The organism is Serratia sp. 121840015-1 (genome assembly GCF_053627655.1).
Window position 1 is genome coordinate 1,443,378 of the sequence record NZ_JBSEYF010000001.1, and the last position, 18,468, is coordinate 1,461,845.

Here is an 18,468-nt window from a genome sequence, read left to right on the forward strand (position 1 = left end):
CCCAGGGTTCACGACGAACAAATAAAGCAAAACGTTCCGGAAGACATGCCATGAAAACGCGTTTCATCACACCGGGTTAGCATAGGTCAGCGGATCCCGGCGGCAAAATGCCGGTTTCTGCTTTCTAAAGTTAAAGAACGGCAAAGTTATGGCGCCGCATCCCTGGCGCGTGAGCGTGCCAGCAGCGGCGGCACCACCAGGTACAGGGCGGCGGCCAACGCCCACACCAGCCCAGGCCAGACATCGCGCGTGGCGGCATACAGCGCCGTCGCCACCAGCGGCCCCGCGACGCCGATCAGGCTGCCCATGCTGGCCAGCGTTCCTTGCAGCTCGCCCTGATGATCGTCGTCCACCTTGTGCGCCATCAGCGCCTGCAGTGCGGGCAACGCCATGCCGCCCGCGGCGAAGAACGGCAGCAGGGCGAACGGCGCCCAGCCGCGCGTGGCGACAGACAACAGCGCCAGGCCCACGGCGTCGGCGGCCAGGCCGATCAGCAGCGCCTTGCGCTCGCCGAGCCGCGCGACCAGCGGGCCGATGGCAAAGGCCTGCGACAGCGCGTGGCAGGCGCCGTAGCCGGCCAGCGACAGGCCCGCCACCATCATGCTCCAGCCGAAACGATCCTGACCGTATAAAATCCACAGCGTGGCCGGCGCCTGCGAAACCAGCGCCATAACCAGATAAATGCCGGCCAGCGGCAGCAGGCCAGGCTTGCCGTGCAGCCGGCGCAATGACGAGAAGGGATTAAGGCGAATTTTCTCGGCGGCGCGGGGGCGGGATTTACGCGATTCGGGCAGCAGGAAAAACGCCATCACCAGGTTGAGGGCATTCATCATCGCCGCCGCCAGGAAGGGCGCATGCAGATGCCATTCGCCCAGCGATCCGCCGAGCAGCGGGCCGACGATAAAGCCGACGCCGAACACCGCGCCCACCAGGCCGAAACGCCGAGCGCGCTGGCCGGCGGGGGTAATATCGGTGACGTAAGCGGTGGCGACCGCCATGTTGGCGCCGGTGATGCCCGCCAGCAACCGCCCCAGATAGAGCCAGGCCAGCGTCGGCGCGAACGCCATCAGCAGGTAGTCGGCCGCCGCGCCGGCAAGCGAAATCAACAGCACCGTCCGCCGCCCGAAACGATCGCTCAGCGCGCCGAGGATCGGCGAAAACAGGAATTGCATCAACGCATAGGCCGCCAGCAGGGCGCCGTAATGCACGCTGCCGGCATCGAGACCGCCCAGCGAGCGCAACAGCGCCGGTAGAATAGGCATGATCAGACCGATGCCCACCGCATCCAGCAACACCGTCAACAAAATAACCAGCATGGGTTTTTTCAAAATTGTGACTCTAACAGTGATAGAGTATGGAGTATTCCACAGTTACCCTATCAGTGATAGAGAGATGAGCGAAAAAAATACTGCGGCGCGTTTAACGCGTGAAACCGTCCTGCGCGGGGCGCTGGCGTTACTGGATGACATCGGCATCGATGCCCTGAGCACCCGCCGCCTGGCGCAGCATCTGGGCGTGCAATCCCCCACGCTCTATTGGCACTTCAAAAACAAGGCCGAGCTGCTGAAGGCGATGGCGGAAACCATCATGTTGGATCACCGCGAAGAGGTGCCCGCCAAAATGCCCTGGCAGGCCTGGGTGACCGCCAATGCGATCAATTTCCGCCGTGCGTTGCTGGCTTACCGCGACGGGGCGCGCCTGCACGCCGGCACCCGGCCGCAGGAACCGCAGTTCGCCATCATCGAGGCCAAGGTGGCGCTGCTGTGCCGGGCGGGCTTTACGCCGGAACACGCCGTTAATCTGCTGTTCGCCGTCGGGCGTTTCGTGGTGGGTTGGGTGCTGGAAGAGCAGCAAATGCAGCCCGATGATGCGCTGAACGAAGCCGATCGCCGGCGCTACCCGCTGCTGTGTGGAGGCTGGGAAAAGCTGCAGGACAAGGGGGCAGACGCGCTGTTCGAAGCCGGCCTCCGGCTGTTGGTTGACGGCGCCGAGGCCGCGTTGACGAACGCCAATAATCACGGCGCGCAATCATAAAACCAGGCTTATCTATAGGAAATTTATAGAAAATACCCACTTTTCGTTAAAGCCATGGCGGCTACATTCCCTTAACATTATCAAGTCTTTTGATGATAATTATTAGCACGCTGCACAATTATTCATCGCAGTGATGTTACGGATTAAATCCGTTTGCTTAAGGGATAGTTTCACCATGGAAATCAACGTTAACGGCCGGGTGGTTCCACTCGGCGACATCTCGCCCGACACCCCGCTGCTGTACGTTTTACGCAACGATCTGCAATTGAACGGCCCCAAATACGGCTGCGGCTTGGGGGAGTGCGGCGCCTGCACGGTGCTGATCGACGGCGTCGCCGCACGCTCCTGCTCAATGCCGCTGTCCGCCGTAGGAAAAAAATCCGTCACCACGCTCGAAGGCCTGAGTACACCGGAGGCGCTGCATCCGGTGCAGCAGGGGTTTATCGATGAGCAGGCGGCGCAGTGCGGTTACTGCACCAACGGCATGATCATGACGCTGGTCGCGCTGTTCGAGCGCGAGCCGGAGGCGGACGAACAAACCATCAAGAAAGAGCTGGCCTACAACCTGTGCCGCTGCGGCACGCATATCGAGATCCTGCATGCCGCCGAGCGCGCCCGCGATCTGCTGGCCGCGCGGAGGCAAGCATGAGCCGCCTCGAACTGACCCGCCGCCAGCTGCTGCAGGCCGGCGGTGTGGTAATGGTCAGCAGCCTGCTGCCCGCGTCGTTTAACGCCTTCGCCGCCGAGGCGGTTGCATCGCCCGCCGAGCTGCCGCTGGATCGGGTGGACAGCTTTATCAGCCTCACCGCCGACGGCCGGGTGACGGCGTTCAATGGCCACGTCGATCTGGGCACCGGCATTCGCACCGCGCTGGCGCAGATCGTCGCCGATGAAATTTGCGTGCCGTTCGAGCAAGTCACGATGATCCTTGGCGATACGCAACGCACGCCGGATCAGGGGCCGACCATCGCCAGCGCCACCCTTCAGGTGACGTCGGTGCCGCTGCGACAGGCGGCGGCGCAGGTGCGGGACCTGCTGACGGCGCTGGCGGCCAAAGCCTTCGAACTGCCGGCCGAACAGCTGACGGCGGCGGCGGGGCAGGTATTTGTGACCGGGAACCCAGGGCGATCGCTGAGCTATGCGCAGCTGGCGAGTGGGCAAAATCTGCACGTGATGCTGGATAAAAACGTGCAGCTGAACAGTGAACGGCAGAACCAGTATGTGGGCCGCGCCGTGCCCCGGGTCGATATTCCGGCCAAGGTCAGCGGTGGGCTGACCTACGTACACGACCTGCGCTTGCCCGGCATGCTGCATGGCCGCGTGGTGCGCCCGCCATACGCAGGCGCCGACAGCAGCGCGCCGTTGGGCAGTGGCCTGCTGTCGGTGGATAAAAGCTCGATCGCGCACCTGCCGGGCATCGTGAAACTGGTGGTGATCAACGATTTCATCGGCATCGTGGCCGAGCGCGAGGAGCAGGCAATCGCCGCCATGCGCCAACTGAAAACCACCTGGCAACCCTGGGCCGGATTGCCGGATCTGTCGCCGGAAGCGCTGCCCGCCGCGCTGGAGGCCAATCCGAAAACCGACCGCGTGCTGCGCGACGACGCGGGCACGGACGCCGCGTTGGCATTGCTGCATACCGAAGTGCAGGCCGACTATGTCTGGCCTTACCATCAGCACGCCTCGATCGGCCCTTCCTGCGCGGTGGCGGAGGTCAAAGACGGGCGGGCGCAGGTGTGGTCCGGCACGCAAAACCCACACGATCTGCGCAAAGATATCGCCAGGCTGCTCGAGCTGCCGCCTGGGCAGGTGCACATCACCCGCATGGAGGCTTCCGGCTGCTATGGCCGCAACTGCGCCGACGACGTCTCGGCGGACGCGGCGCTGCTGGCACGGGCCACCGGCCGACCGGTGCGCGTGCAGCTGATGCGCGAACAGGAATCCGGTTGGGAGCCGAAGGGCACCGGCCAGCTGATTCGGGTGCGCGGCGGCCTCGATGCGCAAAACCGGGTGGCGGCCTACGAATTGAAAACCAGCTATCCCTCCAACAATGCCGTGACCTTGCCGCTGGTGTTGACCGGCAAAGTGGCCAACCGGGCCGACGTGCAGCAGATGGGCGATCGCACCGCCATTCCGCAATACGAGTATCCGCACATGCGGGTGGTCTGCCAGGACGCCGCGCCGATCGTGCGGGCTTCGTGGATGCGCGGCGTTTCGGCGCTGCCCAACGTGTTCGCCCATGAGTCCTGGATCGACGAGCTGGCCTGGCGCGCCGGTGAGGATCCGATCGCGTTTCGTTTGCGCTATCTGAACGATCCGCGTGCGGTGGCCTTGATTGAAGCCCTGAAACGGCAGGCGAACTGGCAAGACGGCCCGGCGCACCGGGCGCGCGCCGCCGGCGCCGAAGTGGTGAGCGGCCGGGGCTTCGCCTACGCGCGCTATTTCCACAGCAAGTTCCCCGGCTTCGGCGCCGCCTGGGCGGCCTGGGTGTGCGATCTCAGCGTCAACCGCCGCTCCGGGCAGATCACGCTCGATAAAATCTTCGTGGCGCATGACTGCGGCCGCATGATCAACCCGGCCGGGGTGCGCCATCAGGTGCACGGCAACATTATCCAGTCCGCCAGCCGCGTGCTGAAAGAGTTTGTGACCTTCAACGAGACGGGGGTGACGTCATTGGACTGGGGCGGCTACCCGATCCTGCGCTTCGACGAACTGCCGCAGATCGATATCCAGCTGATCGACCGTCCGGAGGAAGCGCCGATGGGCGCCGGAGAATCCGCCTCGGTGCCGAGTGCCGCGGCGATCGGCAACGCGCTGTTTGACGCGCTCGGCGTGCGCCTGCGCGAGGTGCCGTTTACGCCGGCGCGGGTGCTCGCCGCGCTGCGCGCTCAGGCCGGCCATTAACCCCCCGTAACGAACAAGGACAGCAAAGATGAGTAAGATGAAAAAAATCGTCGGGTGGGGTGGCTTCACGGCGATCGCCGTTGTGGTGGCCGGCGTTGTCGCCAGCTGGCAACCGGAAATCGCGCCGCTCGCCGCCGATGCGACGCACAGTTTCAGCGAGGCGCAGATCGCGCGCGGCAAAACGCTGGCCGATCTCGGCGATTGCGCGGTGTGCCACACCCGTTCGGGCGGTGAGCGCAACGCCGGCGGGTTAGCGATGGAGATCCCCTTCGGCACCATTTACACCACCAACATCACGCCGGACGTGGAAACCGGCATCGGCAGCTGGAGCTACGCGGCGTTTGAACGTGCCATGCGCCACGGCGTCGATCGCCAGGGCCGCTACCTTTACCCGGCGTTTCCCTATACCGCTTTTACCCGCACCCGCGACGACGATCTGCAGGCGCTGTACGCCTACCTGATGTCGCAACCGCCGGTCAACTCCCGGCCGCCGGCCACCGAGCTGCACTTTCCGTTCAATATCCGCCAGGGCATCTTCGCCTGGAACCTGCTGTTCCTGACGCCGGGCGCGATGCAGGAAGACCCGGCCCAAAGCGCCGCCTGGAACCGCGGCGCTTATCTGGCCGAAGGGCTGGGGCACTGTAGCGCCTGCCACTCGCCGCGCAACGTGCTGTTCGGCGAGAAAACCGGTAGCGACCACCTGGCCGGCGGCGTGGCGGAAGGCTGGACGGCGCCGGCGTTGACCGGCCGCTCGCCTGCGCCGCTCGATTGGACGCAGCAGGATCTGGTCGATTTTATGCGTACCGGCTACTCGGCCAACCACGGCGTGGCCGCCGGCCCGATGGCGCCGGTGATCGAAGAAGGGTTGTCCCGCTTGCCGCAGGCCGATCTGCAGGCGATCGCCGTCTATCTGCGCAGCTATCATCCTGAAACGGCGGCGAGCGCGACGGCGGCCGCGTTGAATGCTCAGGCGGAACGGCAGGTGGAGCCCCTGAGCTCGCAAGGCGCGCGGCTGTTTTCCGGCGCCTGCATGGCTTGCCATGCGCAGGAAAAAGGCGCGCAGATGGCAGGAGTGCGGCCGTCTCTGGCGCTGAACACCAACCTGTTTGCCGAGGCGCCGGACAACGCCATTCGCGTGGTGCTGGATGGCATACAGCGGCCGGCGAACGCCGAACTGGGCTATATGCCGGGCTTCCGCCATAACCTGGATGACGTGCAGATCGCCATCCTGCTCAACTACCTGCGGCAGCACTACGCCGGTCAGGCGCCGTGGCCCGATCTGGCGGCGCAGGTCGGCCGCCTGCGCGCCGAAACCGCGCAGAAATAGCCGCCGAGGGCTGGACAGGCGCGCCGCGTTGGCGACAATAGGGCCTTTCACATGGACAGAGGCAGTAAAATGAATACGTTAGACGCAATCCGCCAGCGCCGCGCCACCAAGCAGTTCGATACGCAGCACGTGATGACGCTCGAAGAGAAAAAAGCGTTGCTGACTATCGCGCTGCAGGGCGCACCCAGCGCTTTTAACCTGCAGCACTGGCGCCCGCTGCTGATCGAAGATCGCGCTCAGCGCGAGAAAATTCGCGAGGCGGCGTGGGGGCAGGCGCAGGTGACCGACGCATCGATGCTGGTCGTGCTGTGCGGCGATCTGTCGAGCTGGGAGTCACAGGTAAAAAACGTTTGGGCCGAGGCGGCGGAACCGGTACAGCAGTTCATGATCCCGGCCGTCGATCAGTATTATCGCGGTAAGCCACAGGTGCAGCGCGACGAAGTGATGCGCAGCAGCGGGATCTTCGCCCAGACGCTGATGCTGGCGGCCAAGGCGCAGGGCTACGACTCTTGCCCGATGGACGGGTTTGATTTCGACGCCGTGGGCGAAATCATCAACAAACCGGCGCACTATCAGATCGCGCTGATGGTCGCCATCGGTAAGGCGGCGGGGCAACCTTATCCGCGCATCGGCAAACTGCCGTTCGACGACGTGGTAAAAACCGACCGTTTCTGATCTGAACGGTGAATGACAAAAGGGAAGGCTTGCGCCTTCCCTTATTTTTTTGCGACGCACAGTTCGTTCCAGTAGCTGAAACGGATGCGCCGTTGCAGGCGGTGATGCCACATAGAACACTCCTTCTACCCTACACGGTTTAAATAAATAGCACCGCGCCGGGCGCAAGACGAATGCCTTATTGTGCATAGCTTGCCCGCCGGATGGGATTAGCGGTATTTATTGACGTTGGCCACGGCGGAATCTAAAGACGTTACCTTATATTTCCAATAGGTTATTCTATTGGCCTGCGCTGCGCCCACCGCACCGAAATAGGTTTGCCACGCCGTGGCGCTGGTCAACAAATCGCTAAACATCTGCCCCAGGTCGGTCACGCTCCAGACGGTACGGTAGCCTTTCACCGCAGAAGGCGCCGGCGGCGTATGCTGAACATAGCCGCCAACCGAATACCGGTTCTCGTAGGCCATAAATACGGTGTAGACCCGTCCGTGCGGCGCCGTATGCTGGTACCAGGGGATCACCACAAAATGGTGGACGGGCGGGCCAATCATGAAATGCCAAACGGCGGTTTCCGAGTTCGCCCCAGAGAACCCCAGCGCGATATTGATATTCTTTTGCATGTCACGGTTATTTTCGATCGTGGTTCCGGCCCCGCTATCGTCCTGCGTTTTGCCATAAACGGCCCGGCTCATTTGGGCGGGAACGCCAGGGCAATTATTTATTGCCATCAGAGAATTATTGCTGACGATGGCATTGATTAATGTCTCACCGGTATTGCTCATATTGATATTTCTCCACACGCAAGGTAAATATTCTAATTATTTTCATGCTTAATAATTAGAATGGATTAAATAGGCTGAGTGGCGGCATCGATAATAAGGTTAGACATAAAACGCCTTCGACATTCGTTTATGCTCATTTATTTTTCTGTCTCACGACGGCAGGCTCGGCTGCTGTTGAGATTGAATGGCGTTTATAAAACATCATGCCCGCCGCGGCGCCCAGGATCGCCAGCGTGCCCAGCAGCTGCAGCAGGCTGAGGCGGTGGCCGAACACCGCCCAGTCCACCACGATCGCCACCGCCGGGTAGATGAACGACAGGGCGCCGACCAGGGCCGTGGGGATCTTCTGAATGGCGCCATATAGCAACGTGGACATCAAACCGGTATGCACCAGGCCGAGGGTCGCCAGCAGCAGCCAGTCGAGGGGGGCCGCAGGCGGCGTAGCCAGGCCGGCGAACGGCGCCAGCGCCAACGCGCCGACGGTCAGCTGAATCAACACGATCAGCTGCGGCGGCAGCGCGGCCAGCTGTTTGACGATCGCCGCCGCAATGGCGTACATCAGGGCTGCGCCCAGCGCCAGCGCCACGCCGAGCAGGTAGCCATCGCCGCTGCCGCCGTTTTGCCGGCCGGCGACGATCAACACCATCCCCGCGAACGCCAGCAGAAGCCAGCCCAGCCGATCGGCCGTCAGTTTTTCGCCGAACAGCAGCGCCCCCAGCGCCACCAACATGAACGGCTGAACGTGGTAGGTGACGGTGGCGACAGCGATCGAAGCATGCTGATAGGCGGCAAACAGCAGCGTCCAGTTGAGCACCAGGGCGATCCCCCCCAGAATGGCGAAGGCCAGCTGGCGGCGGTTGATCGCGCCTTGTTTCAACTGACCGAGTGCGGCGCAGGTCGCCAGCATGGCCAGCGCGCCGAACGCGCAGCGCCAAAACACCACCGTCGCAGGCGGCTGCCCCAAAACGAGCACCGGCCACCCCACGGTGCCGGAGATGGTCATGGCGAGGATCATTTGCACTGCACCGCGCGTTTTCGTTTTCATGTTGTTTCCTTCGTTGCCTGGCCGTACTTGTGGTGAAGCGGCTTAATCATTAAAATGAACAATCGAACATTATGATGAACACGAGTGTTCGTCAAGCCGAACAAATGGATGGCATAGCGAACAATGAGTGACGATCGGATGCAGAACATCACGCCTATCGGCCTGCTGTCGGCGGCAATCCGCCGCGAGCGGGAGCGGTTGAACCTGTCGGTGACCGAACTGGCGAAGCGAGCGGGCATCGCCAAATCCACGCTGTCGCAGCTGGAAGCCGGCAGCGGCAATCCCAGCCTGGAAACGCTGTGGGCGCTGGCGATGGCGCTGGACGTGCCGGTCAGCCGGCTGATTTCACAGCCGAGCAGGCAGGTGCAAGTGATCCGCGCCCATGAAGGTACGCCGGCGCTGTCGGAGCAGGGCAACTACGCCGCCACGCTGCTGGCCACCTGCCCGCCGGGGGCGCAGCGCGACATTTACCGGCTGCGGGTGCAGCCCGGCGAAGCCAAACTTTCCCGGCCGCATCCCCCCGGCACCGTCGAGCATGTGATCATCAGCAGCGGGCGGGCGCGCCTCGGGCCGGCGGACCAGCCGCTGGAGCTGAGCGCCGGCGATTACATCAGCTACTCCGCCGATCGCGAGCACGTTTTCGAGGCGCTGGAGCCGGAGACCACCGCCGTGATGCTGATCGAACAGGGGTAGCTCCGGCGTTGAAGGTCCGTTTATTGAAAATGATTCTCAATTATATTAGTGTGCCCGCCTGTTTTGACGCCGGGACGGGCGCGTAGCCCGGCGTCGCCGTTTATTGCCCTTCAAGGACCGAAGATGAAAATCGCTATTCCTTCCCTGCTGTTATTCGCCGGTTTGACGGCAACGCACCCGGCCACCGTGTTGGCCGTTGCACCGCCCGCCGCGGCGGATCAGGGCCAGAACGACACGGCCAACAACGATTTCAGCTTCGTACGCTATCGCGCGGATTACCGCGTCAACGCCAACGCCACCAACGTGAAAACGGAAAGCTACGAAATACTGCTGAAGACCAAGGCGGCGGTCGAGAAATTCAGCCAGATCCGCCTGAGCTACAGCGAAAAAATGGAAACGCTGGAGGTGGTCGCCGCCTACACGCTGACCGCCGACGGCCAGCGCCACGACGTGGCGCCCGATCGCATCTATACCCAGGAAAGCTACTCCAGCGCCACGGCGCCGCTGTATGCCGACCGCAAAGTGCGCGTCATCGTGTTCTCCAACCTGGCGCCGGGATCGCGCGTGGTGTATGAGCTGCGCCGCACGCAAAACACCCCGTATTTCCCCGACTATTTCGGCCTGTGGGAGACGTTCAGCGTTTTCGATCAGTTCGACGACGCCGAAGTGACCCTGCAGGCGCCGGCCAGGCTGCCGATGCATATCTTCACGCGCGGCGTGGAAGGCGGGGACCAGCCGCAGATCCGCGACGGGCAGGCGCACTGGCGCTGGCATTATTCGCGCAGCACGCCGATGAAATCACAAAACTGGGCGGCGGACAGCTGGACCTTCAGCCCGACCATCATGGCCAGCACCTACCGCGAGTGGCCGCAGCTGGCCAAGGCCTACCAGCTGAAGGCCGGCGCGGCGGCGCAGGTGACGCCGGGCATTCAGGCGCTGGCGGACAACATCACCGCCGGCATCAGCGATCGGCGCGAGCAGGCGGAGGCCCTCTATCGCTGGGTGGCGCAAAACATTCGCTACGTGGCGGTGTACCTGGGCAACGGCGGGCTGGAGCCGAATTCGGCGCAGAGCATTCTCGACAACCACTACGGCGACTGTAAGGACCACGTGGTGATCCTGGAGGCGCTGCTCGCCGCCAAGGGCATTGCAAGCTCGCCGGTGCTGATCGGCATGGACGAAGGCCCGATACTGCCTAAGGTGCCGCTGCTCAGCCGCTTTAACCACGCCATCACCTACGTGCCGGAATTCAAACTGTACCTGGACTCCACCAATCCGTGGGCGCGGTTCGGGCAACTGCCGGAAGGCGACCTGGGGGCACCGGTGCTGCTGACGCGCGACGCCAAACTGGCGCGCACGCCGGGCAGCGACGAGCAGCCGGTCAAGAGCGCGCTGAGCGTCGATTTCGTGTTCGACAAAGCGGGCAATCTGCACGGGCAAACCGAGCGTCGGCTGAGCGAAGTGGAAGAGATTGACCTGCGGGGCTACTTCTCGCAGATCAACCGGCAGAACCGGGCGCAGGCCGAAGCGTCGATCATGTCCGCCTCCGGCATCGACGGCAGCGGCGAGGTGGCGATGAACAGCGATCCGCTGGATCTCAAAAAACAGTTCGGTTACCGCTTCCGCTTCAAGGCGGACGACTACGTCGATTTCGGCGTGGTGGGCGGCATGACCCTGCCGAATCCGCCCGGCGGCAAATCGTTTCGCACGCTGTATACCACCACGCCGGCGCCGGACAACGAAACGCCGTTCTACTGCAGCGCGCAGCGCTACGACGAAACCTACCGTCTGCAGCTGCCGGCCAACGTGCCGATCATCGCCATTCCGCAAGACAGGCAGTTCCGCAATGCGGCGGGCGACTATCGCGTGGCGTGGCGACGCGACGGGCAGCAGGTGATCGTCAATCATCAGCTGCAAGTGAACGCCATTCGCGGCAAGGAAGCGCTGTGCCAGGCGCAGGATTACCCGGCGTTCCGCGAGCTGTTCCAGCAGGTGCGGCGCGGTTTCCGAGGCCAGGTGGTGTACGGCGAATTGGCCAACGGAAAATAAGCTGCTGCCCCGTCGCGCTAAGCGGCGGGGCGCACGCCTCAGTTGAACTCGCCCGCGACCTCGGACCACAGGCTGACGCGGCAGCCGCGCGCGGCGAAAGCGTCCATCTCGCGCTTGATGCCGCTGCTCTCTTGCCAACCCGGCAAATCGAGCACGATCAACTCATCCATCGCCGCCATGAACAGGGCGTCGATCGGCGCCCACAACTTGCCGATGGCGGTTTTGTCGAGCTCTTGCAAACACAGATTGATCGGATGCGACATGCTGACCTGGCTAAAAACGGCGCTGCCGGCGCGCACGATAGCGGCGGCGACGTCGTTGCACGCCATAAAGCGCTGTTGCACGACGTTGGCGTCGGCGTGGCTGTAGGGGCAGGCCAAAAATATCTTTCTCATTACCGTTTTCTCTCTCAATAACTAGAACGTGGGGGAAAAAAGGGCGCAGCTTCCCCGTGAGGCGGCGCCCCGTTTATTTTTTATGGTGCAGGGATAAATTCAGCGAGCGGCGGCGGCGATGGCCGTCGACTGCCTTTGCGTCTGTTCTTTTTCCAGCAATTCGGCTTCCGGCACCGAGATCTTGATGGCGATCAGCACGGCAATCATGCCGCCGAGAAATTTACCCATCATGATCGGCAGCACCAGCGAAGGTTGGAAGTTAGCGGTAAACGCCAGGTGATCGCCCAACGTCGCCTGCGCACAAATACCGAAGGCGACGCACAGCACCTTATCGCGTGCCCGCATACCTTTGAACAGGTGATAAACCGCGATGATATTGGCCAGCACCATAATAAAGCCCAGCGCACCGGTATCCGACAGGCCGAGTTTTCTGCCGATGAAATGCATCGGCTTACGGCAATAGCGCTGGAACAAATAACAGATGGGGAATGTGCCCGCCAACATAATGCCGATGTAACCGGCAATCTCGATAGCGCGGAATAATTCGTCTTTGTCGGCGAATAACGGATCGAATACCCAGCCGCCGAAGACCTTTTTAAACACGCCGGTAAAATGCTCGATGATGCACAGCGCCAACACCAGTTTGATAAAGGCGTCCGCCGCCTTGCCGAAGATCAGGAACCCTTTCACCATGGCCGCCGGCCGCAGCTTCAGGCCCAGCGACAGCAGGAAACACAGGGCAAACAGCGGCGACAGCAGCCGCAGCGCCTGCAGGAAATCCAGCTGCAGATAGTGCGCGGCGGGCGAGGTGGTGGAAATGATCTCCCTGACCGGCAGGTTGTTGAAGGTGATGGTCACCAGGGCGATCAGCACGGCGAACGGAATGCTGATCAGGCCCGCCATCGCGCCCAGCGCCAGATATTTATGGTCGTCGCGGTTCAGCATGATAAGCCCGACGGGGATCAGGTACACGATGCTGGCGCCGGAGGTGTAACCCACCAGCATGGCGACGATCCACATGTCGCGGTTGGCGGCGATGGCGTCGGCCAGCTGATAGCCGCCCATGTCCACGGCGATCACCGCCAGCGCGGCGATCGAGGCGTCGGAGCCCAGCGCCGAGAAGAAGGGGCCGATGCTGTACATGATCAGGTAAGAAATGATCGGGATCGCCGCCATGATGCCCGCCTGGGCGAGAAACACCGGGCCGATGGCGTGAATGCCGTTGACGAACTCGCGCCCCAGTTCACCTTCCGGTTTAACGATCGACGCCAGTGCACCGATCAGGGTGCCGGCCATGATGATATAGATGATGAAATTACCGAACTCAGCCATGGTGTTCCTCCTGCGATGAACGTAAGCCGCGCGAGCGGGCGATGATTTCCTGATAGCGGGCGAACCAGACCGCCATATCGACCTCGGCGGGCTCCGTCACTTCATAGCGGTTGAGCACCTTAAGCGGCTGTTCCACGCCCAGCCCTTTGCGCGCCAACTGCGCCACGCCCTGAGCGGTGATCTCTTTGTTGGCGGGCGTAACGATGCGCTTTTGGATCAGGTTGGCGAGGAACTGCGTGAAATAGCGGTTGGCGGACAGGCCGCCGTCCACCGAAATGCTGTCGCCGATCGGTTTCAACTTATCCATGGCGTTGATCACCTCGGCGGAACGCATGGCGATGCCTTCGAGGATCGACTGCAGCAGATCCTTGCGTTCGGTTTCCAGCGACAGGCCGGCCCACATCCCGGCGGCGGAGCGATCCCAATACGGGCAGGCCAGCCCGGAAAGCGCGGGCACAAAGGCCAGGCCGCGTGCGATGGCAGGCTGGGCCGGGAAATCGCCGAATTCATCGAAGTCGTTGAACAGGCCTATCTTTCTCGCCCAGTTAATGGCGGAGGCCGCGTTATAAACGCCGCCGTCCAGGCCATACACCGGCTCGCTGCCGGGCAGCTTCCAGCACAGCGTGGGTAACAGGCCGGACTCGCCGGCGTCGATCGGGCGCGGCCCGGTGATCGCCTGTAAAAAGGCGCCGGTACCGAAGGTGATCTTCATCTGCCCCGGTTGATGGCAGCCGTGGCCGTATGTGCCGGCAAACTGGTCGACGATGCAGGCCGTCAGCGGCACCGGTTTGCCGTTGAGCGCGACGTCGCCGAAGTGGCCGATGTTGTCTCTGACCTCGGGCAGGCTGTCGATCGGCACGCCGAACAAACGGCACAGCTCTTCATCCCACTGCAGGGTATGAATGTTGAACAACGAGGTGCGCGAGGCGGAGTTATAGTCGGTGAGATGCCGGCCGCACAGGTGGAACAGGAAGAAGGCGTCCATGGTGCCGAGCCGCAGGCGGCCGCGTTGCGCCAGCTGCCTGGCCCCCGGCGCGTTGTTCATCAGCCAGCCCATCTTGCTGGCGGAGAAGTAGGTATCGAGCGGCAGACCGGTTTTCGCCATCACCAGCGGCTCGACGCCTTCGCGTTTCAGGCGCTGGATCTCCGGCTCGGTGCGCTGATCTTGCCAAACGATGGCGTTGTACAGCGGCAGGCCGCTGTCGGCGTCCCAGGCCAGCAGGCTTTCGCCCTGATGCCCTAAACCGATGGCGTCCACCATGTCGCACTGGCTGAGACAGCGGCGGATATTCGCCAAAATCTCCAGGGCGTCGTGTTCCACCCAGCCCGGATTGGGGGTGATCTGCTTGTGCGGCATGCTGGCCGGCGAATGGTGCCTGCCGTCTTCGCCGAACACCACGACCCGGGTGCCGGTGGTTCCCTGATCAATCGCGGCATAACGTTGATTCATCATTGCTTCGCTCTCTTATAGGTTTTGTTTTTTATTGTGCCTGGTGTTGTTTGTGTGACTGTTTTAATAATCTATCTTCAATTTCACACATTAAAGCAACATAAATCACAAGATAAAATAACCCCGCGTGATCGACTTCATACTTTTTGCTTATCACCCCATTCTGCGGCTTTTTTTGGGAGTTATGTTGTTTTTGTCATTTCAAATGCGGTTATTGTGTGGTTTTATTGTGGTTATCACATCAAAACGGGACATCAGCATGATGGAAGAACAAACGGGTTGGGACATTGTCGTGATTGGCGGCGGTGTGGTCGGGTGTGCGGTATTCCGCAAATTCTGCCTGATGGGCGCCCGTACGCTGCTGTTGGAAAAGGGGGGCGATATCCTGTCCGGCGCCAGCAAAGCCAACAGCGCGCTGCTGCATACCGGCTTCGATGCGCCCAGCGGCAGCCTGGAGCTGCGCTGCATGCAGGCCGGCTACCGAGAATTTATCGCCATTCGCGAACGAATGAATCTGCCGCTGCTGCCCACCGGCGCGCTGGTCGTGGCCTGGGACGAGCAGCAGTTGGCGGCGCTGCCCGCGATCGTGCAGCAGGCACATGACAACGGCGTGCCGGACGTGGCGCAGATCGACGCCGCCGAGCTGTATCGCCGTGAACCGCAGCTGGCGCCCGGCGCATTGGCGGCGGTAGAGGTGCCGGGCGAGAGCGTGATCGATCCCTGGAGCACGCCGCTGGCTTACCTGACGCAGGGCGTCAAACACGGCGGCGACTATCGCTTCAATACCGAGGTGACCGGCGCCGAACGCTTGCCGACCGGCTGGCGGCTAACCAGCAACCGGGGCGAGTTTCACGGCAAAATCGTCATCAACTGCGCCGGCAATCAGGGCGACCGGGTAGAAAGTTTCTGCCATCAGCCCGAGTTTGAAATCCGCCCGCGCAAAGGGCAGTTCCTGGTGTTCGACAAGGCCGCCGCCGGGCAGGTCAACGCCATCATCTTGCCGGTGCCGACCGCGATCACCAAAGGGGTGCTGCTGTCGAAAACCATCTTCGGCAATCTGTTGCTGGGGCCGACCGCCGAAGAACAGCAGGATCGCGAGACGGCGACGGTGGACGAAACCAAAATGCGCGAGCTGATCGAACAGGGCACCCGGCTGCTGCCCACGCTGGCAAATTACAGCGTGACCGCCAGCTATGCCGGATTGCGCCCGGCGACCGAACAGAAACACTACCGCATTCAGCCCTATCCCGAGCGGCAGTGGATCTGCGTGGCGGGCATTCGCTCCACCGGCCTGACGGCGGCGCTCGGCATCGCGCAATACGTGGAGCAGCTTTACCGCGACCATTTTACGCCGTGCTTCACGCCGACGGCGCCGCAGACCGTGCATTGGCCGCAGATGCCGATGCTCGCCGACTACGGGCTGCGCGATTACGCGCGCCCGGACAACGGCGGCATCGTTTGCCATTGCGAGCTGGTGACCCAGCGGGAAATCGAGGTGGCGTTCGATTCCGCTGTGCCGCCGGAGTGCATCGGCGGGCTGCGGCGCCGCACGCGCGTGATGATGGGGCGCTGCAACGGTTTTTATTGCAGCAGCCGGGTGGCGGAAATGGTAGGCGATCGTTTTGGCCAGACGCTGGCCGTAGGGAGCATTGATGAAAACTGAGTATCAGGTGGCGATTGTCGGCGCCGGGCCGGCCGGGATCGCGGCGGCGACCGCGCTGCGGCAGGCGGGGATCGAGGATGTGGTGCTTCTGGAACGGGAGCGGGAAGCGGGCGGCGTGCCGAGACACTGTCGGCACCCCACCTTCGGGTTGCAAACGTTTTACCGGCCGATGCTCGGCTCCACCTATGTCGATAAGATACTGGCGCGCGCCGGGCAGGTGGAAATCCGCACCGGCGTGACGGTGCTCGCCATCAAGCCGGGCGGCGAGCTGAGCATCACGGATCGCCGCGGCGTCAGCACCTTGAAAGCGCAGCGGGTGATCCTGGCGACCGGCGTGCGAGAAACGCCGCGCCATCCGCGCCTGGTGAGCGGCCTGCGGCCGCAGGGCGTGCTGACCGCCGGCGCGCTGCAGCAGTTCGTCTATCTGCGCGGGCTGCAGCCGGGCAAGGCGCCGGTGGTGGTCGGCACCGAGTTGGTCAGTTTCTCCGCGCTGTGGACGCTGCGCAACGCCGGCGTGCGCGCCGTCGCCATGATTGAAAACGGCGACAGGCCCGTCGCCTGGCGTCTGAGCGCGCTCTATGCGCGCCTGATGGGAGTGCCGATCCATTACTCTTCGCGGGTGACCGATATTGCCGGCCGCGATCGGGTCGAATCCATTGAGGTGGAAAACCGCCGCGGGGAGAAACAGCGCATCGCCTGCGACAGCCTGATCTTCACCGGCCGTTTCACCGGGGAGTATACGCTGATCCGCCAGAGCCACCTGGCGCAGCGGCCGGGCAGCGGCTGCCCGCTGACCGATCAGTTCGGCCGCTGTTCCGACACCGCCTATTTCGCCGTCGGCAACATGCTGCATCCGGCGGACATGGGCGACCAGTGTTATCAGGAAGGGCTGCGCGTTGGCGAAGCCGTTGCCCGTTCGCTGCAACGCACGCTGCCGCCGGCGCGGCAAATTCTCCCGGTGCGACACGACGAGCGGATCCGCCTGACCGCGCCTGCCAACGTGGCGCTGATCGGCAAACCCACCCGGGTCACGATCAATATGCGGGTGGAAATGGCGGTGTCCGGTTCGGTAGTGGTGCGGCTGGGCGAGGAAGTGCTGTATCGCAAAACGCATCGCTGCCTGCCGGAACGGCGGATCCTGCTGCGCAACATCGCTTTGCCGGCCGACGGCGAGCGTGACGCGCTGCACATCAGCATCGAATCCGCCGGGTGAACGGCGGCAACGGCTTGCGTCTAACGCCCTGAAACCCGTAGTATTCCGTCAGTTGACGCCGCGAGTCTCGGCGCAAGCGGTCACTCTTACTTAAGGCAGCGAGTGTAATGTGAATGGATATCTCTAATTCCGTGGATAGGCGCAATGAAATACTGGCGCTGATCCAGGCCAACGGCCGGGTTTACGTGAATGAGCTGGCGGATAAATTCCAGGTTTCGCAGGAAACCATTCGGCGCGATCTCAACAAGCTGGAAGATTATCGGCTGATTAAGAAGATCCACGGCGGAGCGGTCAGCAGCCAGTTCAAATTCGAGCATGAATTCAACGAACGGGCCAAAATCGCCGAGGCCGAGAAGCGCGCCATCGCGGAGAAAGCGGTGACGCTGATCCAGCCGGGCGATACGGTGTTCGTGGATTTCGGCTCCACCACGCTGGAGTTCGCCCGCCAGTTGGCGACCGTCGATCAGCTGACGGTCATCACCAATTCGCCGCTGATCGCCAACGTCTGTCTGGAAAATGACTCCATCGACGTGGTGCTGATCGGCGGGCAGTTCATCGGCTCCAAAATGGAGTGCCTGGGGGCGATCGCGCTGAATAACATCGAGGCGTTTTTCGCCGATTACGCCATCATCGGCGCCGGCGCGGTCAATGTGCAGACTGGGGTGATGGATCAAAACGTCAATGAGGCGGCCATCGCGCGCAAAATGATTGCGCAAAGCCGCAAATGCATCGTATTGGCGGACGAAAACAAGCTGCGTGGGCATGCGATGACGTTGGTGGCCAAATGGCCAGAGATCGATTATCTGGTGACCTCCGACAGCGGCAACGCGTTGGAGGGGTTGGTTTTCCCGGCCAACGTCAATGTGTTGGTCGCACAGGTATAAGCGGCGGCCCGTTTAACCGGAG

16 protein-coding genes are annotated in these 18,468 nt (G+C 62.5%); 10 read left to right on the top strand and 6 right to left on the bottom strand.

What is annotated here, in order from left to right:
* Positions 1-146: 146 nt before the first annotated feature.
* Complete coding sequence (tet(41), locus tag ACUXAC_RS06950) at positions 147-1,328, bottom strand: tetracycline efflux MFS transporter Tet(41) (RefSeq protein ID WP_387441170.1); 1,182 nt, start codon at positions 1,326-1,328, stop codon at positions 147-149.
* Positions 1,329-1,392: 64 nt separating this feature from the next.
* Here tet(41) and tetR point away from each other — a divergent pair, with 64 nt between their 5' ends.
* The 5 genes from tetR to ACUXAC_RS06975 all read left to right on the top strand — a co-directional run bounded on the left by tetR (position 1,393) and on the right by ACUXAC_RS06975 (position 6,940).
* The gene (gene tetR, locus ACUXAC_RS06955) at positions 1,393-2,034 is read left to right on the top strand and encodes a tetracycline resistance transcriptional repressor TetR (RefSeq protein WP_308342598.1); all 642 of its coding nucleotides are present in this window, start codon (positions 1,393-1,395) and stop codon (positions 2,032-2,034) included.
* 175 nt (positions 2,035-2,209) lie between these two features.
* The gene (locus ACUXAC_RS06960) at positions 2,210-2,683 is read left to right on the top strand and encodes a (2Fe-2S)-binding protein (RefSeq protein WP_060418803.1); all 474 of its coding nucleotides are present in this window, start codon (positions 2,210-2,212) and stop codon (positions 2,681-2,683) included.
* Entirely contained in the window at positions 2,680-4,938 is a 2,259-nt protein-coding gene (locus ACUXAC_RS06965) for a xanthine dehydrogenase family protein molybdopterin-binding subunit (protein WP_387441167.1), read from the top strand. Before ACUXAC_RS06960 ends, ACUXAC_RS06965 begins: the two co-directional genes overlap by 4 nt.
* Before the next feature lie 28 nt (positions 4,939-4,966).
* On the top strand, positions 4,967-6,265 hold the full coding sequence (locus ACUXAC_RS06970) for a c-type cytochrome (RefSeq protein ID WP_087762791.1): 1,299 nt from the start codon (positions 4,967-4,969) through the stop codon (positions 6,263-6,265).
* A 69-nt stretch (positions 6,266-6,334) separates the two neighbouring features.
* Positions 6,335-6,940, top strand: a complete 606-nt coding sequence (locus ACUXAC_RS06975; protein WP_038871554.1) for a nitroreductase family protein — start codon at positions 6,335-6,337, stop codon at positions 6,938-6,940.
* A 209-nt stretch (positions 6,941-7,149) separates the two neighbouring features.
* On the opposite strand, the gene ACUXAC_RS06980 is transcribed toward ACUXAC_RS06975, so the two are convergent.
* Both ACUXAC_RS06980 and ACUXAC_RS06985 read right to left on the bottom strand, forming a co-directional pair.
* The gene (locus ACUXAC_RS06980) at positions 7,150-7,722 is read right to left on the bottom strand and encodes a hypothetical protein (RefSeq protein WP_330112780.1); all 573 of its coding nucleotides are present in this window, start codon (positions 7,720-7,722) and stop codon (positions 7,150-7,152) included.
* Between the two features lie 133 nt (positions 7,723-7,855).
* Complete coding sequence (locus ACUXAC_RS06985; RefSeq protein WP_060418811.1) at positions 7,856-8,767, bottom strand: DMT family transporter; 912 nt, start codon at positions 8,765-8,767, stop codon at positions 7,856-7,858.
* A 123-nt stretch (positions 8,768-8,890) separates the two neighbouring features.
* On the opposite strand from ACUXAC_RS06985, the gene ACUXAC_RS06990 reads away from it, so the two are divergent.
* Both ACUXAC_RS06990 and ACUXAC_RS06995 read left to right on the top strand, forming a co-directional pair.
* Complete coding sequence (locus tag ACUXAC_RS06990; protein ID WP_047730677.1) at positions 8,891-9,460, top strand: helix-turn-helix domain-containing protein; 570 nt, start codon at positions 8,891-8,893, stop codon at positions 9,458-9,460.
* A gap of 123 nt (positions 9,461-9,583) precedes the next feature.
* Entirely contained in the window at positions 9,584-11,509 is a 1,926-nt protein-coding gene (locus ACUXAC_RS06995; RefSeq protein WP_421115023.1) for a DUF3857 domain-containing protein, read from the top strand.
* Positions 11,510-11,547: 38 nt separating this feature from the next.
* On the opposite strand, the gene ACUXAC_RS07000 is transcribed toward ACUXAC_RS06995, so the two are convergent.
* From ACUXAC_RS07000 to ACUXAC_RS07010, 3 genes are all read right to left on the bottom strand, one after another.
* On the bottom strand, positions 11,548-11,904 hold the full coding sequence (locus ACUXAC_RS07000) for a DUF1937 family protein (protein WP_421115024.1): 357 nt from the start codon (positions 11,902-11,904) through the stop codon (positions 11,548-11,550).
* Between the two features lie 99 nt (positions 11,905-12,003).
* Entirely contained in the window at positions 12,004-13,236 is a 1,233-nt protein-coding gene (eutH, locus tag ACUXAC_RS07005; RefSeq protein WP_421115025.1) for an ethanolamine utilization protein EutH, read from the bottom strand.
* A complete protein-coding gene (locus tag ACUXAC_RS07010; RefSeq protein WP_064291344.1) occupies positions 13,229-14,689 on the bottom strand; it encodes an FGGY-family carbohydrate kinase in 1,461 nt (486 codons plus the stop codon). Before ACUXAC_RS07010 ends, eutH begins: the two co-directional genes overlap by 8 nt.
* Before the next feature lie 256 nt (positions 14,690-14,945).
* Here ACUXAC_RS07010 and ACUXAC_RS07015 point away from each other — a divergent pair, with 256 nt between their 5' ends.
* From ACUXAC_RS07015 to ACUXAC_RS07025, 3 genes are all read left to right on the top strand, one after another.
* A complete protein-coding gene (locus tag ACUXAC_RS07015; protein WP_421115026.1) occupies positions 14,946-16,349 on the top strand; it encodes an NAD(P)/FAD-dependent oxidoreductase in 1,404 nt (467 codons plus the stop codon).
* Positions 16,339-17,562: an FAD-dependent oxidoreductase gene (locus tag ACUXAC_RS07020; RefSeq protein ID WP_087762794.1), complete on the top strand. Its 1,224-nt coding sequence runs from the start codon at positions 16,339-16,341 to the stop codon at positions 17,560-17,562. The genes ACUXAC_RS07015 and ACUXAC_RS07020 overlap by 11 nt, the downstream gene beginning before the upstream one ends.
* Positions 17,563-17,675: 113 nt before the next feature.
* Complete coding sequence (locus ACUXAC_RS07025) at positions 17,676-18,446, top strand: DeoR/GlpR family DNA-binding transcription regulator (protein WP_039566063.1); 771 nt, start codon at positions 17,676-17,678, stop codon at positions 18,444-18,446.
* Positions 18,447-18,468: the final 22 nt, after the last annotated feature.